Raw genomic sequence first — 21,333 nt, 5'->3', positions numbered from 1 at the left:
GGGACTATACCACGGGTGTCAATGACACCTTCGCTTGCTGCCGGAGTGACATGTTGCCATGCCACCTCTGGAATTCTTTTGAGAGGCTGTTGTCTCTCGATGGGTTAACTATACGAGACCTTACTTATTTTTCTTATAAAAATAACGACAGCTTTATGTGAGAAAAGCGACAAGTTGTATTTTTATTTATAACTAACTGTATTTAATGCAATTTTTTCCGTTTGCGAGTTTGGGTGTTACATTTGTGTTAATCTGCATTTGGCTGAAAATATTCGATTTTGACGAAAATGACGTGATATAACTTGACGGAGTTAACGTTAAACTGTCGGTGGTAATAGTGAAATCTTTGATTTCACACAATGATTAAGGTGATGTAGAAGAGTAGAATCGGCGCATTAAATAGTCTTAATAATAATATTTATCATTAGCAATACTCTTAAGGGCCACTATGAAGCTATCAGAAATTAAACCCGGAGAAACGGTGACCATCCGATTATTGGAAGGTCTCACATCGGATGTCAGAAAAAAGCTGATGGTTATGGGGTTACTACCAAACACAGAAGTAAAAGTGATTCGACGTGCGCCAATGGGTGATCCATTGCAAGTTGAAGTCCGTGGTGTTTCTGTTGCTTTGCGAGAAACCATTGCGCAGAACATCGAAGTGGAGCGAGCATAATGCAATACCAAATTCTTACTGTTGGTAACCCTAATAGCGGTAAAACGACACTTTTTAATGGCCTTACTGGTGCAAAACAACAAGTCGGTAACTGGGCTGGTGTAACGGTTGAAAAGAAAACTGGCCAGTTTAAACACGCTGGCGATGAATTTCTGCTGACAGACCTTCCGGGTATCTACTCTCTAGATAGTGGTAATGATAGTAATAGTATCGATGAGTCTATCGCGTCTCGTGCGGTTCTGACGCACCCTGCTGATCTGATCATCAACGTAGTCGATGCAACAAGTCTTGAACGCAGCTTATATATGACGCTACAACTGCGTGAACTTGGTCGTCCTATGATTGTTGTATTAAACAAAATGGACGCACTTAAGCGTGAACGCCAAATCATCAACGTTGCAGAACTAGAAAAAACGTTGGGTTGCCCGGTAGTTAGCCTGTCAGCGACAAACAAAGCACAAGTAGCAGAATTTAAAGAGAAGTTGCACAAGTCTGTGGTTCAAGGTGTCGCGTTAAAAGAAGTCGCTTTGAATTACGGCGAACAAATGGAAGCGGCGATCGGCAAAGTTTCGGCTCTTTTCAATGATCAAACCGTTTCTCACCGAGCATTGGCGATTCGCGCACTAGAAAAAGATGCACTGGTTCTTAACAGCATGTCGGATGCAGACCGCAATAGTGTTGAAAATACGATTGCTGAGCTAGATCTTGATGTTGACCTTCATGTGGCTGACACCAAATACACACATCTTCATGAAGAGTGTAAGAAAGTACGCCGTAGCGAAGGTAAGCTAAGCCGCAGCGTGACTGAAAAGCTAGACCAATTCATTTTGAACAAGTGGGTGGGCATCCCATTCTTCTTTGTTGTGATGTACCTAATGTTCATGTTCTCTATCAACATTGGTAGTGCATTCATCGACTTCTTCGATATCGGTGTTGGTGCTCTGTTGGTTGATGGTGGTCACCACTTGTTAGACGGTCATTTGCCTGTGTGGTTAGTGACGGTTCTTGCTGATGGTATTGGTGGTGGTATCCAGACGGTTGCAACCTTCATTCCGGTTATCGCGTGTTTGTACCTGTTCCTAGCGGTACTTGAGAGCTCAGGTTACATGGCTCGCGCAGCATTCGTACTAGATAAAGTGATGCAGAAGATCGGTCTACCGGGCAAAGCATTTGTACCGTTGGTTCTTGGTTTTGGCTGTAACGTTCCGTCAATCATGGCAACTCGTACTCTAGACCAAGAACGTGAGCGTAAACTGGCTGCATCTATGGCGCCATTTATGTCATGCGGTGCTCGTCTGCCTGTATACGCACTATTCGCTGCGGCATTCTTCCCAGGTTCTGGTCAGAATATTGTATTCGCACTTTACCTACTTGGTATTGTGGCAGCGATCTTCACAGGTCTTTTTCTTAAGCACACGCTTTACCCAGGTAGCAGCGATAGCCTAGTAATGGAAATGCCAGATTACGAGCTTCCGACGCTACAAAACGTGGTGATCAAAACTTGGCAAAAGCTAAAGCGCTTTGTACTTGGTGCAGGTAAAACCATCGTTATCGTTGTTGCTATTCTGAGTTTCTTCAACTCATTGGGTACTGATGGCAGTTTTGGTAACGAAGACAGCGAAAACTCTGTGCTTTCTAAAGCAGCGCAAGTTGTGACTCCAGTATTCTCACCAATCGGTGTTCAAGAAGACAACTGGCCAGCGACGGTAGGTATCATTACTGGTATCTTCGCAAAAGAGGCGGTAGTTGGTACGCTGAACAGTCTATACACGACGCCAAGCGACGGCGAAGACGCAGAATTTGATCTAATGGGCAGCCTAGAAGAGGCAGTAATGAGTATCCCTGAAAACCTAGCCGGTTTGAGCTACTCAGATCCACTAGGCATTGAAGTGGGTGACTTAACTGACTCAAATGCGGTTGCAGAAGAACAGGAAGTCGATGCTTCTATCTTCGGTAACATTAAATCGCAGTTTGCTTCTGGCAATGCCGCATTTGCTTACCTAATCTTTATCCTACTGTACACACCTTGTGTGGCGGCGATGGGCGCTTACGTACGTGAGTTTGGTCATAAGTTTGCACGCTTTATCGCGGTTTGGACAATGGGTTTGGCTTATCTATGTGCGACGTTCTACAACCAATTGACGCATTTCGCAGATAGCCCAGTGACAAGTGGCATTTGGATGGCAGTGATCGTAGCTATCTTCTTTGGCACATACCGTGTGTTCAAACGAGTTGGCAAGAAGCAAAACGGTGCATTAGAGGCGCAAGTAGCATGATTTTAAAAGAGCTTTATCAATACATTGCAGACAAAGGAACCGTCTCCCAGTCAGATCTGGCTAAGCAGTTTGGGATGAGTGAAGATGGTGCCGACGCGATGTTAAGCGTGTGGATTAAGAAGGGTAAAATTAGCCGCTTAGTTGACACTAATAAAGCTCATGACGTGACTCGAGTTCGCTACTCAGTGACTAAACAAGATGGTTTGTCTCTGACAGTCACCATGTAGCGACTATCACAATTAGTCATCTAAAAATTATCACGTAAAAACGACAAAGCCGCATCAGCAATGATGCGGCTTTTTTCAACTTATAAGCTCGGACTTTGCAAAGTTTCCCAGTTACGCTTTTTGGAAAATAGAGCTCAGTGACAGCACGTTTTTAATGCGACCAAGTAATTCGTTTTGCTCTTCTTCTGTACGGAATTCACCTTTGGTGTTACCCCAAACCGGTCCCGGCCATGCTACGTCATCTTTGAAGCGAGCAATATGGTGGATGTGCAGCTGCGGCACCATGTTACCTAGTGCGCCTAAGTTTAACTTGTCTGGACGGAATGTTGCTTCCAGTGCTTGGCTTACTGCCTGAGACTCTAGCAAAAACTGTTGCTGTTCTTTCATTGGCAAGTGGTGAAGCTCTTTTAGGTTTGCACGTTTAGGGACTAAGATAACCCATGGCACGGCATTGTCTTTATGCAGAAGAGCCACACACAGTGGGAAGTGACCGATAACAGTAGTGTCTTTTGCCAATTGAGGGTGCAGTTCAAAACTCATTATATTATCCGATTTGAATTGAATGACATCAGTATACGCCAGATAAAACAAAAGGCTGACGCTTTCACGTCAACCTTTCTAAATCATCTCGATTCTCGAATCGTTTACATACGCTCTAGAGTATCAATACCTAGTAGAGACAGACCTTGCTTGATGGTCTTCGCTGTTAGTGCTGCTAGTTTCAGGCGGCTTTGTTTCACTGCTTCGTCTTCAGCAACTAGGATAGGGCACGCTTCGTAGAAGCTAGAGAACTGACCTGCTAGTTCGAATAGGTAGCTACACATGATGTGTGGTTGACCTTCGCGAGCAACAGATTGAACCGCTTCTTCGAACTGCATAAGTTTTGCGATAAGCGCTTTTTCTTTCTCGTCAGTGATCTTAATTTCACCTTGTAGATCATCCATAGAAACGCCAGCTTTAGCGAATACAGATGCTACTCGAGTGTAAGCGTATTGCATGTACGGTGCAGTGTTACCTTCGAACGCTAGCATGTTGTCCCAATCGAACACGTAGTCTGTGGTGCGGTGCTTAGAAAGGTCTGCGTATTTAACCGCTGCCATTGCAACCGTGTTAGCGATCGCTTTCTTCTCGTCTTCTGCTAGTTCTGGGTTCTTAGATTCGATCAGCTGTGCTGCGCGAACTTCTGCTTCATCAAGAAGATCAGCAAGACGAACCGTACCGCCTGCACGAGTCTTGAATGGCTTACCATCTTTACCTAGCATCATACCAAACGCGTGGTGCTCAAGAGATACTGACTCTGGCACGTAACCCGCTTTACGAACGATAGTCCAAGCTTGCATTAGGTGTTGGTGCTGACGAGAGTCGATGAAGTAAAGTACGCGGTCTGCGCCTAGTTCTTCGTAACGGTATTTCGCACATGCGATGTCCGTTGTTGTGTATAGGAAGCCGCCGTCGCGTTTCTGAACGATAACGCCCATCGCTTCGCCGTCTTTGTTCTTGAATTCTTCAAGGAACACAACTTGCGCACCGTCATCTTCAACCGCAAGACCTTGTGCTTTAAGGTCTGCTACGATCTTAGGTAGCATGTCGTTGTACATGCTCTCGCCCATTACGTCATCACGAGATAGAGATACGTTTAGACGATCGTAGTTGCGTTGGTTTTGGATCATGGTTACGTCAACCAGCTTCTTCCACATTTCTGCGCAGAACTCGTCGCCGCTTTGCAGTTTCACAACGTAGTTACGTGCTTTCACTGCGAACTCTTCGTCTTCGTCGTACAGTTTCTTAGACTCACGGTAGAAGCCTTCAAGGTCAGCCAGCTCCATAGAAACTTCGCCAGACTCTTGTTGTACACGCTCAAGGTTTGCGATAAGCATACCGAACTGAGTACCCCAGTCACCGATGTGGTTCGCACGGATCACTTTGTGACCTAGGAACTCAAGAGTACGTACTACTGCATCACCGATGATGGTTGAACGTAGGTGACCAACGTGCATTTCTTTAGCAACGTTTGGTGCAGAGTAGTCAGCAACGATAGTTTGAGCTTCGTCTGCTGCAACGCCAAGACGTGAATCAGCCAATGCTGCTTCCGCTTGTTTTGCTAGGAACTCTTCGCTTAGGAAAATGTTGATGAAACCAGGACCTGCGATTTCTGTCTTGCTCGCAATACCGTCTAGGTCTAGAACATCCAGTACTTTCTGTGCAAATTCTCGTGGGTTAGTACCCAGTTTTTTAGCAACGCCCATTACGCCGTTTGCTTGGTAGTCACCAAATTGTGGCTTTGCTGATTGGCGTACTGCCGCAGGACTGCCTGCAGGTGCGCCAGCGGCTTCTAGAGCCTGAGATACTTTGTCATTAATAAGTGCTTGGATATTCACACGCGTTTCCTTCAATTCAAGGACGAAGAACTCGGCGAAGTAAGTGCCGAGTTCTGTTGGAGTTCACAAAAATGGGGCTAATGATAACAACTTTATTGCTTTTCATACAGAGAGGAATTGGGGAAATTTATACTTTTTCGATTGAATGGAAATGTGGCTTGGTTTGCGTTTACTATTGCGCTCAGAGTAATGAGATAAATCGCCCCATAAGAGAGCCACAATGACGACTCAACTAGTTGAAAAACGCCTAGCGCCTGAATTGATGATCCAAGATCTGGATGCATTTATGGCGAAGATTGAAGAGCTTGCATCCCTGTTAAAACTGGATCTGAGCTTTGCTCAAGCTGACCATATTGCGCTGCGTATTAATGATACTGAAACAGCGAAAGCCGCACATGAAGCATGGAATCAATACGGTAAGGTGATTTCACAAGCGAAAATCAACGGTCGCCCGATTATTGTTATTGAATTCGACAAAGCGTTAGAAAGCCGTGGCTGGAAGATAGAGTGTCTGGAGTTGCCATACCCTGCGGAAGGCAAAATCTACCCAAGCGAAAGTTGGGAGCATGTGGAGTTCGTGATTCCATCTTATGCCGAAACCGCAGACGAGTTTCTTGCTGATTTGAAACACACTTACCCAACGTTTGGCGCGCGTTTTGACGAGTTGGAAGAGCTGGGTGTGAAGATCAAACTATCGAGCCCGAAAGGGGAAGGCGAGCGCTTGAACAACCCAACGGTGGCGTTTAAGTATCAAGGTATTTGTATCAAGCTGCACCCGCATTCACTCAAGCGTATTGTGGAGTCTGAGCAGGCTGATTAAGTGAGCTCTGAGCAACTATAAAGAAGAAAGGGTTGCCAAATGAGCAACCCTTTCTTTTTTCAAATGCGATGAACTTAAAGAATAACTGTCTTATTGCCGTACACAAAAACGTGGTCATTGATCACTTTGTTCAGAGCCTTGCTCAACACGTTCTTCTCTACATCGCGACCTGCTTGCGCCATATCTTGTGCGCTGAACGTGTGGTCCACTGGAATAACGTCCTGCTTGATGATTGGACCTTCATCCAAGTCATTTGTTACGAAGTGCGCTGTTGCACCGATGATCTTCACACCGCGGTCGTAAGCCTGTTGATATGGCTTTGCACCGATGAAAGCGGGTAAGAAACTGTGGTGGATGTTGATGATCTTGTGACGGTATTTCTCTACGAAAGTCGGAGTGAGAACACGCATGTACTTCGCTAGTACAAGGTAATCGGCATCGTATTGATCAATCACTTCAAGCATTTTCTGCTCGTGCTCTTCACGGCTAAGATCTTCGTGAGTAACGTGATGGTAAGGAATATCAAAACGCTCCGTGAGTGTTTGCAGTTTGTCGTAGTTACCAACAACCGCAGCAATTTCAACATCTAAGCTGCCATCGTAAGTCTTCATCAGAATATCACCCAGACAGTGCGCTTCTTTGGTCACTAGGATAACGATGCGTTTGCGGCGAGAGCTGATAAGTTTGCGTTTTGCACCTTGTGGCAGTGCTTGGTCTAAATCGGCGAGTAGCGTTTGATCGTTGAAGTAACCCTCCAACTCGGTTCTCATGAAAAAGTGCCCACTGGTGTTATCAACAAACTCGTTATTATGAACGATATTCAGCTGATGCTTATAACAGATATTGGTGATTTTTGAGATCAAACCCGGTGCGTCAGAACAATGGGTTAACAGTGTTTTCTTTTCCATAAATCAGATACTTCCATGCATTATTTTTCTAGCGTACGAATAAAAGGGTCACGTCAGAAGCGTGAATCGTACTGCAATCTGACTTCATAAATAATCTATTCTCGGCGCGGTTTCAACAAATTATCCGCGCGATGCTAAAACCTAGTGCTTTTGTTGGCTGATGTTTACGCTCAACTCCTGATATACTCTCGACAATTTTTCCAACCAGATGTCAGGCATGATCGCAAAAACATTCTCCTCTGAGGGCGCGTTAGGCAAAGCCATTCCGGGCTTTCAAGCTCGCCAGCCACAAATCGATATGGCAGAAGCTGTCAGCAGTGCGATCAAAGACCAAACTCAACTGGTGGTTGAAGCCGGAACGGGAACGGGTAAAACCTTCGCTTACCTTGTGCCTGCGTTATTAAGCGGCAAAAAAGTCATCATCAGTACGGGGTCGAAGAACCTGCAAGAGCAGTTGTATCACCGTGACCTGCCGTTGATGGTCAGTGCTTTGGGCTTTTATGGACAAGTCGCGCTATTAAAAGGGCGTTCCAACTACCTATGTTTGGATCGTCTTAGCCGACAAATGGTCGAGAGCCATACTAATGAAGCCGATCCAACATTGTTGACTCAATTGGTTAAACTCCGCACTTGGTCGTCTGAAACCAAAACGGGCGATTTAGGTGATTGTGAGGATCTGCCAGAAGACAGCATGATCATCCCAACCATAACCTCCACCAACGATAACTGTTTGGGTAAAGAGTGTCCGAGCTACACCGATTGTTTCGTCTTAAAAGCACGCAAACGCGCAATGGATTCAGACATTGTTGTCGTTAACCACCACTTGTTCCTTGCAGACCTTGCGATCAAAGAAACCGGTTTCGGTGAATTGATCCCAGAAGGCGACGTATTCATTTTCGATGAAGCCCACCAGCTTCCAGACATTGCCAGCGAATACTTCGGACAATCGATCTCTAGCCGACAGATCCAAGAGCTCGCCAAAGACATTGAGATTGCCTACCGTACAGAAGCAAAAGACATGCGCCAACTGCAAAAAGTCGGCGATAAGCTGATGCAAAGTGCCATGGATATGCGCATCGTACTGGGTGAACCGGGCTTTCGTGGTAATTGGCGTGAAGCGCTGCAATCGGAATCAATCAAACGTGAATTGGTTCGTTTGACTGACAGTTTAGATCTGGCGATTGATGTGTTGAAACTGGCGCTAGGTCGAAGCCAATTGCTGGATACTGCCTTTGAGCGTGCCAACTTGATCAAAGGGCGAATTGACCGCGTCTGTGATGTCGATATTACCGGTTACTCATACTGGTACGATACGTCTCCCCGTCACTTTGCGTTGCACATTACGCCGCTATCGGTGGCGGATAAATTCCATGAGCAAATCGAAATCAAACAAGGCGCGTGGATTTTCACTTCTGCAACCCTAGCGGTATCGGGTGACTTTAAACACTTTACCGATCGTCTTGGATTGAAGCCGAAGCAGCAGTTTTCGTTGCCATCTCCGTTCGATTATGAGAAGCAAGCACGTTTGTGTGTGCCTCGTTATTTACCAGAGCCAAACAGCCCAGGCTTAGCCGACAAACTGGTGCGAATGCTGGCGCCTGTGATTGAAGAAAACGACGGGCGTTGTTTCTTTCTATGTACTTCACACAGCATGATGCGTGAGCTTGGTGAACGCTTCCGTGAAGTATTGGATCTGCCTGTGCTGATGCAAGGTGAGATGAGCAAACAAAAGACCCTTGCCGAGTTTATGGAACTGGGTAACGCGCTGCTGGTGGCGACTGGGGCATTCTGGGAGGGGATCGATGTTAGAGGTGATGCGCTGAGCTGTGTTATCATCGACAAATTACCGTTTACTGCTCCTGATGACCCGCTACTCAAAGCCCGAATCGAAGATTGTCGATTACGTGGCGGTGAGCCGTTTGCAGAAGTGCAAATCCCGGATGCGGTTATCACGTTAAAGCAGGGCGTAGGACGTTTGATTCGAGACCAAAAAGATCATGGTGCCTTAATCATTTGCGACAACCGTTTGGTAACGCGTGATTACGGTGGCATCTTCCTCGGCAGTTTACCGCCCATCCCAAGAACACGGGATTTGGAACGAATCAAAACATTCCTAAAAACAGAACAACCTGCCGCAGACTAATGCGCTGTGGCATCAACAAATTAAAGAAGAATTGTAGAGAGTTACATGAGCGCAAAAATTCTTGCTATCGATACGGCAACTGAGAACTGTTCAGTTGCGCTACTGGTTAATGACCGAGTGATTTCACGCAGTGAAGTGGCTCCTCGCGACCACACTAAGAAAGTACTGCCTATGGTAGACGAAGTACTGAAAGAAGCAGGTCTGACTCTACAAGATCTAGATGCATTGGCGTTTGGTCGTGGTCCGGGCAGCTTTACTGGCGTTCGTATCGGTATTGGTATCGCGCAAGGTCTGGCGTTTGGTGCTGACTTACCAATGATTGGCGTTTCAACGCTGGCTGCGATGGCACAAGCAAGCTACCGCCTGCACGGTGCAACGGATGTCGCGGTTGCGATTGATGCGCGTATGAGTGAAGTTTACTGGGCACGTTACACTCGCCAAGAAAACGGTGAATGGGCAGGTGTGGATGCAGAATGTGTTATTCCACCAGCGCGTCTATCGGAAGAAGCACAAGCAGACGACAAAACGTGGACTAAAGCGGGTACTGGTTGGGATGCTTACCAAGAAGATCTTGGCAAACTGCCATTCAACGTCACCAGTGGCGATGTTCTTTACCCTGATTCACAAGACATTGTGATTCTTGCTGAGCAGGAACTTAAGAAAGGCAACACAGTCCCAGTAGAAGAATCGAGCCCGGTTTATCTGCGTGATAATGTGACGTGGAAGAAACTTCCGGGTCGCGAATAATTCATCACTACTAGAATATACGGGGCGTTTGCCCTGTATTTTTATGGAGCGTTATGGCGTCTATCAATGGTTTACCTCCTGCGTTAATACCGGGTGCAAATCGCACCAATAAAGTCGGTAAAAAAGGGCAGGTAAAGAAAACTCAAGATAAGCAGTCCGTTGGTCAACCTTCTAAGGTGGCGAACGCCGTCGCGCATTCCATCAAACAAGTGGATGAGTCTCAGATTCATCGCGCTCAAGTGCAATATGATTTGCCCGAGGGTCATGCTCGCAAAGCAATGGAACAGTATATGGACGTCATGAATCGAGCAAAGAAAGAGGAACTTGCTCAGTTACTTGGTGTCGATATCTATGTGTAAAACAACGAATTTATAGTGGGGGTTTATGAAACTTTCTGGACGTATTTTTCTGGTTATTATCGCGGCATTCGGGCTTTCTGCCTGTAGTTCTCTTCCTGAAGAGTTGAATGCAAGCACCGAGCAGGTTTTGACGGATTACAAAACCTTTGCCGAAGACCAAGGACAGGCTGCTAACGATGTCCGCCTTGGTGGTGTTATCGCGAAAGTGGATAACTTGAAAGACCAAACGCGTCTGGAGATCGTAAACCTGCCAATCAGCAAATCAGGTAAGCCGGATATTGACCAAGAACCAACGGGTCGCTTCGCAGTGTACTTTGATGGTTACCTAGAGCCGGTTGCGTTTAGCCAAGGCCGACTTATTACCGTTGTTGGTAAAGGCGTGGGCGAAGAAGAAGGCAAAATTGGTGAGCACCAATACATCTTCCCGGCGATCAAAGGCGATGGCTACCGCCTATGGAAGATTGAAGAGCGCGTACGTATGTACGATACGCCAACCTATTACTACCCTTGTTACTCCATTAACTGCCGTATGATGCGTTCGGATTTCCCGCAAGACGGCAAGGTGATCAAGAAGGTTAAATAATCTGTGATGAATGAGCGCCGTTTTGCACTCCCAAATGGGAGCATGGCAGCCTTAGAGATCGGAAACGAAAAAACGACTGCTTGTTCAGTCGTTTTTCTTCATGGGTGGATGGATAACGCGGGCAGCTTCAAAACCTTGATGAACGCCATCCATCAGCGTAACCCTGATCTTCATTTACTGGCAATTGACCTATTTGGTCATGGCTTATCCAGTCATAAATCCTCGGACAATTACTACCTCTTCCACGACTACATTGCTGATTTACACCAATTATTGGATGAATTATCGCCAAACAGACTGGTGTTAGTAGGTCATTCACTAGGCGCTTTAATCGCAAGTTGCTATAGTGCTGCCTTTCCTGAACAGGTCGAAGCGTTAGTGCAAATTGAAGGTGCGGGTCCACTCGCAGAACAGCCTTCCAATAGCGTAAAACGACTGCGTGATGGTGTCCTTAGCCGGCAACGTCAACGCAACAAACCGGAGCGAGCTATCGCTTCTTTCGATCTGGCGTTAAAGCTACGCATGCAAGCGAATCATCTGACCGCCGAGCAGTTGATGCCAATCGTAGAGCGCGGAACTGAATGTCGTGATAACCAATGGTTTTGGCGACACGATGCCAAATTAAAGTGCGATTCTCTTTATCGCATGGCACAGGATCACGCGAACTCGATCACCAGCCAAATACGCTGTCCGCACCTAATCATATTGGGTGACAAAGGATTTCAGCATTTACAGTCTAACCAAGTCGATTGGGGCGAAAATCCACCGAATGTGGTTTCTGTCGCGGGTGGGCATCATTGCCATTTAGAGCAAACACTCGAGGTCGCAAAGCGAATTCTTGGTGTAGTTAACAAAATTTAAACAAGTGTTTGAGAGTTACGTGCTCAAGCACGTTTGCTGTGCTGTAATAGTGCTCAAAATAAAAAGGACGCTATTTTTTAGCCAGTTATAAACGAGGAGTAACATCGTGGATAAACCATGGCTTTCACGTTATCCAAGTGACGTACCTGAAACCATTAATCCAGAGCAATATGAGTCTTTGGTAGAAATGTTCGAGCAGTCTGTTCAAAAATACGCAGACCAACCGGCATTCATGAACATGGGCTCGGTCATGACCTTCCGCAAATTGGAAGAGCGTAGCCGCGCATTCGCCGCATACCTACAAAACGAACTTAAGCTGAAGAAGGGCGACCGCGTTGCTCTTATGATGCCAAACCTGCTTCAATACCCTGTCGCGCTATTTGGTATTTTGCGTGCAGGCTGTATCGCTGTGAACGTGAACCCACTTTACACTCCTCGTGAGCTTGAGCACCAGCTAAACGATGCTGGCGCAACGGCGATCGTTATCGTTTCTAATTTCGCGAACACACTAGAGCAAATCGTAGAAAATACGCCAGTGAAACACGTGGTTCTGACCAGTCTTGGTCAAATGCTGCCACGTGCAAAAGGTACACTTGTCGACTTCGTGGTTAAGTACGTGAAGGGCATGGTGCCTAAGTACGATCTACCGGGTGCAATCTCAATGCGTAAAGCGTTGCACAAAGGTCGTCGTCTTCAGTACGTGAAACCATTTATGTCTGGCGATGATATCGCATTCCTGCAGTACACTGGTGGTACAACGGGCGTAGCGAAAGGCGCAATCCTGACGCATCGCAACATGATCGCTAACGTAATGCAGGCGAAAGGCGCTTATGGTCCAGTTTTGGCACCAGGACGCGAGCTTGTTGTTACGGCACTGCCGCTTTACCACGTATTCGCGCTGACGGTGAACTGTCTACTGTTCGTCGAAATGGGCGGTAACAACCTGCTTATCACTAACCCGCGTGATATTCCGGGCTTTGTGAAAGAGCTGCAAAAATACCAGTTCACTGCGATTACTGGCGTAAACACGCTGTTTAACGCGCTAGTGAATAACGAAGATTTCCATGAGCTAGATTTCAGCAACCTTCGCCTAGCAGTAGGTGGTGGTATGGCAGTGCAACGTGCCGTCGCTGAAAAATGGCAAAAGACCACAGGCTGTTACCTACTAGAAGGTTACGGTCTAACAGAATGTTCTCCATTGGTGGCAGCTTACCCGCACGACCTAGTGGAATACAACGGTTCTATCGGTCTGCCTGTACCATCAACTGAAGTACGTATTGTTGATGAAGAAGGTAACCCACTAGCAAACACAGAGACAGGTGAGCTTCAAGTGCGCGGTCCTCAAGTGATGCAAGGTTACTGGCAGCGCCCAGAAGCGACTAAAGAAGTGATCAACGAAGACGGTTGGCTATCGACAGGTGACATCGTTAAATTTGATGATGAAGGTTTCCTACACATTGTTGACCGCAAGAAAGACATGATTCTTGTGTCTGGCTTCAACGTTTACCCGAACGAAATCGAAGACGTAGTTGCACTGCACGGTAAAGTGCTAGAAGTTGCGGCAATCGGTCAGCCTCACGAAGTGTCTGGTGAGTTAGTGAAGATCTACGTTGTAAAACGCGATCCAAGCCTAACCAAAGACGAAGTGATTGCACACTGTCGCCAACACCTAACGGGCTACAAAGTGCCTAAGTTGGTTGAGTTCCGTGAAGACTTACCTAAGACCAACGTAGGTAAGATCCTTCGTCGCGTACTGCGTGAAGAGAACGACGCAGAGCTAGCGAAGAAGAGCGCATAAGCGGATTTCTTTGTGCAACAATCATTTATTGCCAAATAGTGTTAGAATGCCAGCGTTTTGCTGGCATTTTTTTATAGCGAGAAGCATGTGAACTATCAGATCATTACGAAAAACAAAGACCTAGAAGAAGTCTGCGCTCTAGCAAGAGAAGCCGACGTAGTTATGCTGGATACCGAATTCGTGCGAATCAGGACTTACTATCCGCAACTAGGTTTGATTCAGCTTTTCGATGGCAAACAACTTTCCCTTATCGACCCGACTGAACTGACTGACATGACGTCGTTCGTCGAGTTGCTAAAAGACACCTCAGTACTAAAAGTACTGCACGCGTGTGGTGAAGATTTAGAAGTCTTCCAAAATGCTTTTGGCTGCACACCATTCCCAATGGTGGATACGCAGTTGATGGCAGCTTTCCTAGGTCACGGCCTGTCGACGGGCTTTGCTACGCTGGTGGAAGAATACCTAGGCGTGGAGCTAGACAAGAGCGAATCTCGCACTGATTGGATGGCGCGCCCACTTACTCAAAAGCAGCTTGATTACGCCGCGGCCGACGTACACTACCTAATGCCTCTTTACGAGAAGCTATTAGATAAAGTGAACGAAGCAGGCTGGTGGGAAGCGGTTCAGCAAGAGAGTGACCTGCTTGTATCAAAGCGTATTCGTAACTTAAATGAAGAAACCGTCTACCTAGATATCAAAGGTGCATGGCAACTAAGACCGGCTGAACTAGCGATTCTTAAGCCTTTGGCGACTTGGCGCTACCGCGAAGCGATCAAGCGCGACCTTGCGTTGAACTTCATCTTCAAAGAAGGCGACTTGCTGACGGTGGCTCGCCTTGGGCTGACAAACTTTAAGAAGATGGAAGCGGAAGGCATCGACATTCGTGCGATTAACCGCCACGGCGCACGAATTGCGGCCATCGTGAAAAGTGCAAAGCAAACACCTGCCGATGATTACCCAGCGAAAATTGAACGTTTGATGGATTACCCAGGGTACAAGCAAATCTTCAAGAATATGAAAGATGTGGTGAAGGTAGCATCGCAAAAATCAGGCTTGGCGACCGAGTTCTTGGCGTCTAAAAAGCAGATCAACCAAATCATCAGTTGGGTATGGAAGAAAGACCGCGATCCAGCGCGTCTACCGGATGTGATGCAAGGCTGGCGTCTTGAATTACTCGGCGAGAAGATGAATAAGGTGCTGAAGTAAGTACCAAATAAAAAAGGTTGGCACTATCGCCAACCTTTTTTGTAACACGCATTTGTAATTGGCTTTGAAGCCAAAACCTATTTTCAACAACCCGAGCACGCTAGTCGTAGATTCTGAATCACGCTCGTGCCTCGCTGTTCAGAATGACGAAGGGGTCTTGAGTCATTCCAGCGAAGCTGAGTGAAAGCCAAAAGCTTAAGTGAGACTACGAATCTACTGACAGCTCGCTTTGAATTCAAAGTCTTTTATCCATAACCCGAGCATGCTAGTCATAGGTACTGAATCGCGTTCGTACCTCGTTGACCAGAATGACGAAAAGGAAGACTCTCAATTAAAGCCGAAAAGTAATTACTTCTCGTCTTCTGGCAACTTCACGTTTAGCTCAAGAACCGAAATATCATCGTCCTTATGTTCAAACGTCAAATCCACCATGTTTGGATCAATCGCAACGTATTTGCTGATCACCTTCAAGATGTCCTCTTTCAATTGAGGCAAGTAAGAAGGCGCAGGATCGTTCTGGCTACGACGCTCAGCAACGATGATCTGCAAACGCTCTTTGGCTAGATTCGCAGAAGTTTTCTTTTGTGGGCGGAAAAATTCTAGTAGTGACATGTCTAGCCTCCGAATAGTCGTTTAAAGAGTCCTTTCTTCTCCTCAGTAAGGAAACGAAATTCAACCTGGTTGCCCAGTAGGCGGTCTACCGTATCAGAGTAAGCCATGCCAGCGTCTGTGTTCTCGTCAAAGATCACTGGCACACCTTTGTTTGATGCGTTTAGAACTGCTTGGCTTTCTGGAATCACGCCCAGTAGAGAAATGTGTAGGATCTCTTCTACGTCTTCAACGCTTAGCATCTCACCTTGTGTTACGCGAGATGGGTTGTAACGCGTCAGCAATAGGTGCTGCTTAACTGGCTCAAGACCTTGCTCAGCTCGTAGCGACTTAGAATCCAAAATACCTAGGATACGGTCAGAGTCTCGTACCGAAGACACTTCTGGGTTTGTCGTTACAATCGCTTCATCTGCATAGTACAGCGCCATCAGAGCACCTTGCTCGATACCTGCTGGAGAGTCACAGATGATGAAGTCGAAGCCCATTTCATCCAACTCGGTGAACACACGTTGCACGCCATCTTTGGTTAGTGCATCTTTATCACGTGTTTGAGAAGCTGGAAGAATGAATAGGTTATCTGTGCGCTTGTCTTTGATCATCGCTTGGTTAAGCGTTGCTTCACCGTTGATGACGTTAACAAAGTCATACACCACGCGGCGTTCACAGCCCATGATAAGATCGAGGTTACGCAAGCCGATATCAAAATCGATCACCGCAGTCTTTTTGCCCTTAAGAGCCAGACCCGAGGCGATGGCTGCGCTTGAAGTGGTTTTACCAACGCCACCTTTACCAGACGTTACTACAATAATGCGTGCCATTTTATTTCCTTTTTAGACTAAATCGTGAGTGTTTCTAGATGTAATGATTCTTCGGCTTTACTGATCATTACTTTCTTTTGCCAATACTCACTCTCAATTTGATCGCTCAACCAGTAATCTCCTGCAATGGAAACCAGTTCAGCTTGTAAATCGTGACAAATAATTCGTGCTTCTTGTTGGCCGCTCGCCCCAGCAATGGCACGTCCGCGTAGGGTGCCATGAATGTGGATAGAGCCATCAGCAATCACTTCTGCACCAGCGCTTACGTGTGCCAGTACAACCAAGTCACCGTCTTTGGCGTAAATCTGCTGACCAGAACGCACAGGAGTACGAACGATTTTGGTCGGCGCCATTTTCGCTGGTGCTTGAGTTGGAGATTTGCTCGCAGACATGATGGCGAAGCCCGCTTCTGAGGCAAGGTTTTGAACGCGCTTATCTTTACAGCCAGTCACACCAACCGGAATAAACCCTGCATCGGCGATGCCTTGTTTAAGTGCGGTGAAATCAATATCGCCTTCTACTTTTGCTATATTGATAACCAGAGGTGCGGATGCGAAGAAAGAGGGTGCTTGAGAAACCTTTTCTTGCAAAAATTCGACAGTCTTAGCGATCTCGTTGTCAGAAAGGTGTAAAACTGACAATGTAAAACTGCTACCTTTAAGGTCAGGTGAATGGGTCATCGTGGACTTCTTGCCTTTATTGAAAGAGCGTTGCCTTAAACTAGGTCTGTCATGTTATATTTCATCCTTTAGCGCAGCAAGTTCTCAAGCGGGCAAATAAGTGAATTAATCTCAAATTTGCTATCAAGTTTGCGAGAATTTTACGTTTTCAACAAAATCCGCATTCAAAGCGGGTAAATCAGCACAAAAGGCTCGTCATGCTTTGTTCTATTTATAAAAGTTCCAGAAAAGAAGGCACTTATCTCTATATTCCGAAAAAGGATGATTTCTCACAGGTTCCTGACACGTTAATGCAGATGTTCGGTAAGCCTATGCCGGTGATGACAATCAAACTTGATGGTCGTACTTTGGCACAAGTTGATGTCGAGAAAGTGAAAACGTCACTAATCAATGATGGTTTCTTTCTACAGGTTCCGCCTCCGCCGGAAAACCTACTAGAAAAATACAAAGAACAAAAAGCCCAGCAGAAAGGCGAATAACGTCACCGCTTTTCATCTGGGAATTCTGCTTCGCTCAAGGAGGGCGATATGAAAAAGATACTGGCAGCAATGCTCAGCGTTGGTATGTGCACTTCAGCCTTTGCAAGCAGCGATGGCTTTGATGAATACCTAAACAAATTGCGTGCAGAAGCGCGTGATAAAGGCATTTCCGAACAGGTGATCAGTGCCGCTTTTGCAGATGTGGAATACAAACCACGCGCCGTAAAAGCCGACCGTAACCAACCTGAGAAGAAACTGACGTTAGATGAATACATTCCGCGCGCGGTACCTGAGTGGAAGGTTAAGCAAGCGAAGCAACTGTATAAAGAGCACTACGCTGAACTTAAGCGCATTGGCGATGAGTTTGGCGTGCAGCCGCGCTTTATCGTTGCACTTTGGGGCGTGGAAAGTAACTTCGGTAAGTTCACTGGTAACTTCCGCGTGATCGACGCTTTGTCGACCATGGCGTTTGAAGGTCGTCGTGAAGAGTTCTTCCGTAAAGAAACCATGGCGGCGCTACAAATCCTAGATGAAGGTCATATCGAGCTAGAGAACTTCAAAGGTTCTTGGGCTGGCGCAATGGGCCAATGTCAGTTTATGCCAAGCTCATTCCTACGCTTTGCTGCGGATGGTAACGGCGACGGCAAGAAAGACATCTGGCAATCAGAAGCGGACGTGTTTGCGTCTACTGCGAACTACCTAAGCAAATCTGGCTGGGATGATAAGTTCACTTGGGGTCGCCAGGTTAAAGTACCACACGGCATCGACCACAACCTGCAAGGTCGCGAAGCGGAAAAAGGTAAGTACTTGCAAGAGTGGAGCAAGCTTGGCATCACCAAATACGATGGCAGCCCACTTCCTAAGCTGGACGAAGACATCAAAGCTTGGCTGATCATGCCAGACGATGAGAACGGCCGTACTTACTTGGTGTACAACAACTACAATGTGTTGATGAAGTGGAACCGCTCTTACTACTTCGCACTGGCGGTAAGTCACTTAGCTGACCGCATCACATTCTAGGTTGAATGTATAAACGAATAAAAAGGGGCTCTTCGGAGCCCTTTGTTTTCTCTACTTGAAACGAGGTTTGTGTGTTATCTGAACGTGCTGCACAAATGGTGATCTTCTCAGCGTTGATCAAACACAAGAACTTTACCGCTGCGGCAAAGAGCCTAGGCGTGTCTGTTTCTCACGTTAGTAAACAGCTCAGCCAGTTGGAAGCTTCACTTGGTATCAAGCTTGTGCAACGCACCACGCGCAGCTTCACGCCAACCGAAGCGGGGCAAACCTTCTATCACCATTGTGAACAAGTGGTGCAAGCCGTTAGCAGCGCCACGTTAGAGATGGAAAGCCAACGCGATGAAGTCGCCGGTTTGGTTCGTCTTGGTTTGTCGCAGTCTTTTGGCACGCTGCACATCATTCCTGCCATTCAAGAACTTCGTGAGAAATACCCGCAACTGCAAGTCGAAGTGCATTTGTTCGATTACAAAGTCGATATGCTCGAAGAAGGTTTGGATTTGTGGATCACCAATAATGAACACCTACCAGAAGGCTACATTGCTCAGCGCTTAGCAGATTGCCAATTCGTGGTTGCTGCATCGCCGGATTACTTACTCAAGTTCGATACGCCAAACGAACCGAATGATTTGTCGCAGCATAACTGCCTTATTTACCGCAGTTGGGAGCGTGACTACACCAGTTGGGCGTTCACCAATCGCGAGCAAGAACTCAACGTGAAAGTCTCTGGCAACTACTCAGTCGATTTAGCAGAAGCGGTGCGTGATGCCGCAATCGCAGGGTGGGGGATTGCTTACTTAGCCACTTATTTGCTGGGGGATGAATTCCGCTCAGGTAAGCTGATTCAGCTTCTACCTGATTGGAAAGCCAGCCAATCCATGCCGTTTTATGCGGTGTACCCAAGTCGTCAGCATATGCCGAAAAAGATCTCAGCAGTGATCGAATTTATTAAACAGAAGATTGGATCGCCTTGCCACTGGGATCAGCGATTAGCGCCGTATATTTCGATTCCTAAGTAGGGAATTAATAAGGTGATTTGAATCACAAAATTTTTCCAAATCCAGAAACATCTTTTCCATTTGGAAATAATAACTTTAGGCAAACGTTTATCTTTATTTAATTCAACGAGTTATTTTGCTGGTTAAATAGTGGGCAGGCGAGATTCTCAGCCTGTTAACATCCCCAACTTGCAGCATTTTTTACGCTCTATACAATCCGACGCCTTTCCTGTTCCCCCTTTTGTCGGATTCATTTTATGAACTCAATTCTTGGTATCGTAGCCATCCTATTCGTAGCATGGCTGCTTTCGACTAACCGTAAGAACATTCGTCTACGAACGGTGTCTTTGGCTTTTGCTCTGCAAGTAATCTTCGCGCTATTGGTACTTTACGTACCAGCGGGTAAAGAGGCGCTTAACGCAGTAACCGGCGCGGTTTCTAACCTAATCAACTACGGTCAAGAGGGCATCGCGTTCCTATTCGGCGGTCTTGCGACCAACGGCTTTACCTTCGCGATCAACGTACTTGGTATCATCATCTTCTTCTCGGCACTGATTTCTGGTTTGTACCACATCGGTCTAATGCCAAAAGTGATCAACCTAATCGGTGGTGGCCTACAGCGTTTGCTTGGTACCGGTCGTGCAGAATCGTTATCTGCAACAGCGAACATCTTCGTTGGTATGATTGAAGCGCCGCTAGTAGTAAAGCCATACCTGAAGCACATGAGCGATTCTCAGTTCTTTGCAGTAATGACTGGTGGTTTGGCATCGGTTGCTGGTGGCACGCTAGTGGGTTACGCATCACTGGGTGTGGATCTTAACTTCCTAATCGCGGCAGCATTCATGTCAGCGCCTGCAGGTCTTCTGATGGCAAAAATCATGATGCCAGAGACAGACACCACAACACCAGATATCGACCTAGACCAAGTAGAAATGCCACGTGCAACCAATGTGGTTGAAGCAATGGCAGACGGCGCAATGTCTGGTCTACGCATCGCAGTGGCGGTAGGTGCAACCCTATTGGCGTTCGTAAGTGTTATTGCAATGCTAAACGGTATTCTAGGCTGGTTCGGCGGTCTATTCGGTATGGAACTGAGCTTCGAGCTAGTACTTGGCTACCTATTCGCACCAATCGCATGGTTGCTAGGTATTCCTTGGAACGAAGCTATCGTGGCCGGTTCTCTGATCGGTAACAAGATCGTGGTAAACGAGTTCGTAGCCTTCATCCAACTGATGGAAGTGAAGTCGCAGCTAAGCGCACACTCACAAGCTATCGTAACCTTTGCACTGTGTGGTTTCGCAAACATCTCAACCATGGCGATGCTGATTGGTGGTCTAGGCTCACTCGTACCAGAGAAGCGTTCATTCATCTCGAAGTACGGCTTCCGTGCAATTGCTGCTGGCGTAATGGCGAACTTGATGAGTGCATCAATCGCTGGCGTGATTTTGAGTTTGTAACCTATTAGAGCGCTGCGCTTCTGGAATCGGGAACGCTTCGCTTCGAGAGAGTAGAGGAGGGAGCTTTGGCTCAAGCACTTCTTCTTACTCCCTCAAAAAGCAAAAGGGTTGACGTTTATCGTCAACCCTTTTCATTTCTTCGAATCTGATATGACCCCAATAAAGTAGACACTCAATATTGGAATTTGAGTGCGATGAAAGTAAAAACTGTCCGAAAACATTCAGAAGGTTTCAAGAAACAAGCTGTACAGCAATCTTTAGATTCTCCTGATACCGTAAAATCAGTGGCGAAG

General features: G+C 46.6%; 21 protein-coding genes. 15 read left to right on the top strand and 6 right to left on the bottom strand.

All coding sequences use genetic code 11. The features are described 5' to 3' along the window. The first annotated feature begins 448 nt into the window (after window positions 1-448). The 3 genes from QTO06_RS20385 to QTO06_RS20375 are packed head-to-tail and all read left to right on the top strand — an operon-like array spanning window position 449 to window position 3,179. Window positions 449-676, top strand: coding sequence for a FeoA family protein (locus QTO06_RS20385; RefSeq protein ID WP_005426705.1), 228 nt, complete (start codon window positions 449-451; stop codon window positions 674-676). Then, complete coding sequence (gene feoB / locus QTO06_RS20380; RefSeq protein WP_039841465.1) at window positions 676-2,952, top strand: Fe(2+) transporter permease subunit FeoB; 2,277 nt, start codon at window positions 676-678, stop codon at window positions 2,950-2,952. The genes QTO06_RS20385 and feoB overlap by 1 nt, the downstream gene beginning before the upstream one ends. Next, window positions 2,949-3,179 (top strand): FeoC-like transcriptional regulator, encoded by a 231-nt coding sequence (locus QTO06_RS20375; RefSeq protein ID WP_005426709.1) that lies wholly within the window; start codon window positions 2,949-2,951, stop codon window positions 3,177-3,179. Before feoB ends, QTO06_RS20375 begins: the two co-directional genes overlap by 4 nt. Before the next feature lie 111 nt (window positions 3,180-3,290). On the opposite strand, the gene QTO06_RS20370 is transcribed toward QTO06_RS20375, so the two are convergent. After that, entirely contained in the window at window positions 3,291-3,719 is a 429-nt protein-coding gene (locus QTO06_RS20370) for an HIT family protein (protein WP_005446436.1), read from the bottom strand. A gap of 104 nt (window positions 3,720-3,823) precedes the next feature. Beyond that, window positions 3,824-5,557: an arginine--tRNA ligase gene (gene argS / locus QTO06_RS20365; RefSeq protein WP_005446437.1), complete on the bottom strand. Its 1,734-nt coding sequence runs from the start codon at window positions 5,555-5,557 to the stop codon at window positions 3,824-3,826. A 220-nt stretch (window positions 5,558-5,777) separates the two neighbouring features. On the opposite strand from argS, the gene QTO06_RS20360 reads away from it, so the two are divergent. After that, window positions 5,778-6,377 carry a VOC family protein gene (locus QTO06_RS20360; RefSeq protein WP_331409555.1) on the top strand — a complete coding sequence of 200 codons (600 nt, stop codon included), beginning with the start codon at window positions 5,778-5,780 and terminating at the stop codon, window positions 6,375-6,377. Between the two features lie 74 nt (window positions 6,378-6,451). Here the strand turns inward: QTO06_RS20360 and purU are convergent, their stop codons facing one another. Beyond that, the gene (gene purU, locus QTO06_RS20355) at window positions 6,452-7,285 is read right to left on the bottom strand and encodes a formyltetrahydrofolate deformylase (protein WP_005428723.1); all 834 of its coding nucleotides are present in this window, start codon (window positions 7,283-7,285) and stop codon (window positions 6,452-6,454) included. 217 nt (window positions 7,286-7,502) lie between these two features. Here purU and QTO06_RS20350 point away from each other — a divergent pair, with 217 nt between their 5' ends. The 7 genes from QTO06_RS20350 (at window position 7,503) to rnd (ending at window position 14,982) form a co-directional block, all read left to right on the top strand. After that, window positions 7,503-9,428: an ATP-dependent DNA helicase gene (locus QTO06_RS20350; RefSeq protein WP_331409554.1), complete on the top strand. Its 1,926-nt coding sequence runs from the start codon at window positions 7,503-7,505 to the stop codon at window positions 9,426-9,428. Between the two features lie 45 nt (window positions 9,429-9,473). After that, window positions 9,474-10,175 carry a tRNA (adenosine(37)-N6)-threonylcarbamoyltransferase complex dimerization subunit type 1 TsaB gene (gene tsaB, locus QTO06_RS20345; RefSeq protein ID WP_228904146.1) on the top strand — a complete coding sequence of 234 codons (702 nt, stop codon included), beginning with the start codon at window positions 9,474-9,476 and terminating at the stop codon, window positions 10,173-10,175. Between the two features lie 53 nt (window positions 10,176-10,228). Then, entirely contained in the window at window positions 10,229-10,534 is a 306-nt protein-coding gene (locus QTO06_RS20340) for a hypothetical protein (RefSeq protein ID WP_005428720.1), read from the top strand. A gap of 25 nt (window positions 10,535-10,559) precedes the next feature. Continuing rightward, window positions 10,560-11,117, top strand: coding sequence for a Slp family lipoprotein (locus QTO06_RS20335; RefSeq protein WP_050910775.1), 558 nt, complete (start codon window positions 10,560-10,562; stop codon window positions 11,115-11,117). Window positions 11,118-11,123: 6 nt separating this feature from the next. After that, complete coding sequence (locus tag QTO06_RS20330; RefSeq protein ID WP_331409617.1) at window positions 11,124-11,978, top strand: alpha/beta fold hydrolase; 855 nt, start codon at window positions 11,124-11,126, stop codon at window positions 11,976-11,978. 106 nt (window positions 11,979-12,084) lie between these two features. Continuing rightward, window positions 12,085-13,776, top strand: a complete 1,692-nt coding sequence (fadD, locus tag QTO06_RS20325; protein ID WP_331409553.1) for a long-chain-fatty-acid--CoA ligase FadD — start codon at window positions 12,085-12,087, stop codon at window positions 13,774-13,776. Between the two features lie 87 nt (window positions 13,777-13,863). Further along, window positions 13,864-14,982: a ribonuclease D gene (rnd, locus tag QTO06_RS20320; protein ID WP_005437016.1), complete on the top strand. Its 1,119-nt coding sequence runs from the start codon at window positions 13,864-13,866 to the stop codon at window positions 14,980-14,982. 348 nt (window positions 14,983-15,330) lie between these two features. Here the strand turns inward: rnd and minE are convergent, their stop codons facing one another. From minE to minC, 3 genes are read right to left on the bottom strand one after another with little or no spacing between them, the layout of a single operon-like run. Continuing rightward, complete coding sequence (gene minE / locus QTO06_RS20315; RefSeq protein ID WP_005437690.1) at window positions 15,331-15,594, bottom strand: cell division topological specificity factor MinE; 264 nt, start codon at window positions 15,592-15,594, stop codon at window positions 15,331-15,333. 2 nt (window positions 15,595-15,596) lie between these two features. Continuing rightward, window positions 15,597-16,409, bottom strand: coding sequence for a septum site-determining protein MinD (gene minD / locus QTO06_RS20310; RefSeq protein ID WP_005437688.1), 813 nt, complete (start codon window positions 16,407-16,409; stop codon window positions 15,597-15,599). Window positions 16,410-16,426: 17 nt separating this feature from the next. Continuing rightward, window positions 16,427-17,089 (bottom strand): septum site-determining protein MinC, encoded by a 663-nt coding sequence (gene minC / locus QTO06_RS20305; protein ID WP_005437686.1) that lies wholly within the window; start codon window positions 17,087-17,089, stop codon window positions 16,427-16,429. A gap of 197 nt (window positions 17,090-17,286) precedes the next feature. Between minC and QTO06_RS20300 the strand changes: the two genes are divergently transcribed. The 4 genes from QTO06_RS20300 to QTO06_RS20285 all read left to right on the top strand — a co-directional run bounded on the left by QTO06_RS20300 (window position 17,287) and on the right by QTO06_RS20285 (window position 21,040). Beyond that, window positions 17,287-17,568, top strand: coding sequence for a YcgL domain-containing protein (locus QTO06_RS20300; protein WP_005430875.1), 282 nt, complete (start codon window positions 17,287-17,289; stop codon window positions 17,566-17,568). Between the two features lie 48 nt (window positions 17,569-17,616). Continuing rightward, window positions 17,617-18,588, top strand: coding sequence for a lytic murein transglycosylase (locus tag QTO06_RS20295; protein ID WP_005430863.1), 972 nt, complete (start codon window positions 17,617-17,619; stop codon window positions 18,586-18,588). Window positions 18,589-18,659: 71 nt separating this feature from the next. Next, window positions 18,660-19,604: a LysR family transcriptional regulator gene (locus QTO06_RS20290; RefSeq protein ID WP_331409550.1), complete on the top strand. Its 945-nt coding sequence runs from the start codon at window positions 18,660-18,662 to the stop codon at window positions 19,602-19,604. A 236-nt stretch (window positions 19,605-19,840) separates the two neighbouring features. Continuing rightward, window positions 19,841-21,040 carry a NupC/NupG family nucleoside CNT transporter gene (locus QTO06_RS20285; RefSeq protein ID WP_005446458.1) on the top strand — a complete coding sequence of 400 codons (1,200 nt, stop codon included), beginning with the start codon at window positions 19,841-19,843 and terminating at the stop codon, window positions 21,038-21,040. The last annotated feature ends 293 nt before the right edge of the window (window positions 21,041-21,333 follow it).

The organism is Vibrio sp. M260121, from assembly GCF_036533715.1.
Classification (GTDB): Bacteria; Pseudomonadota; Gammaproteobacteria; order Enterobacterales; family Vibrionaceae; genus Vibrio.
The sequence above is the reverse complement of the archived record's forward strand: the minus strand, read 5'-3'. Positions and strand labels throughout refer to the sequence as shown.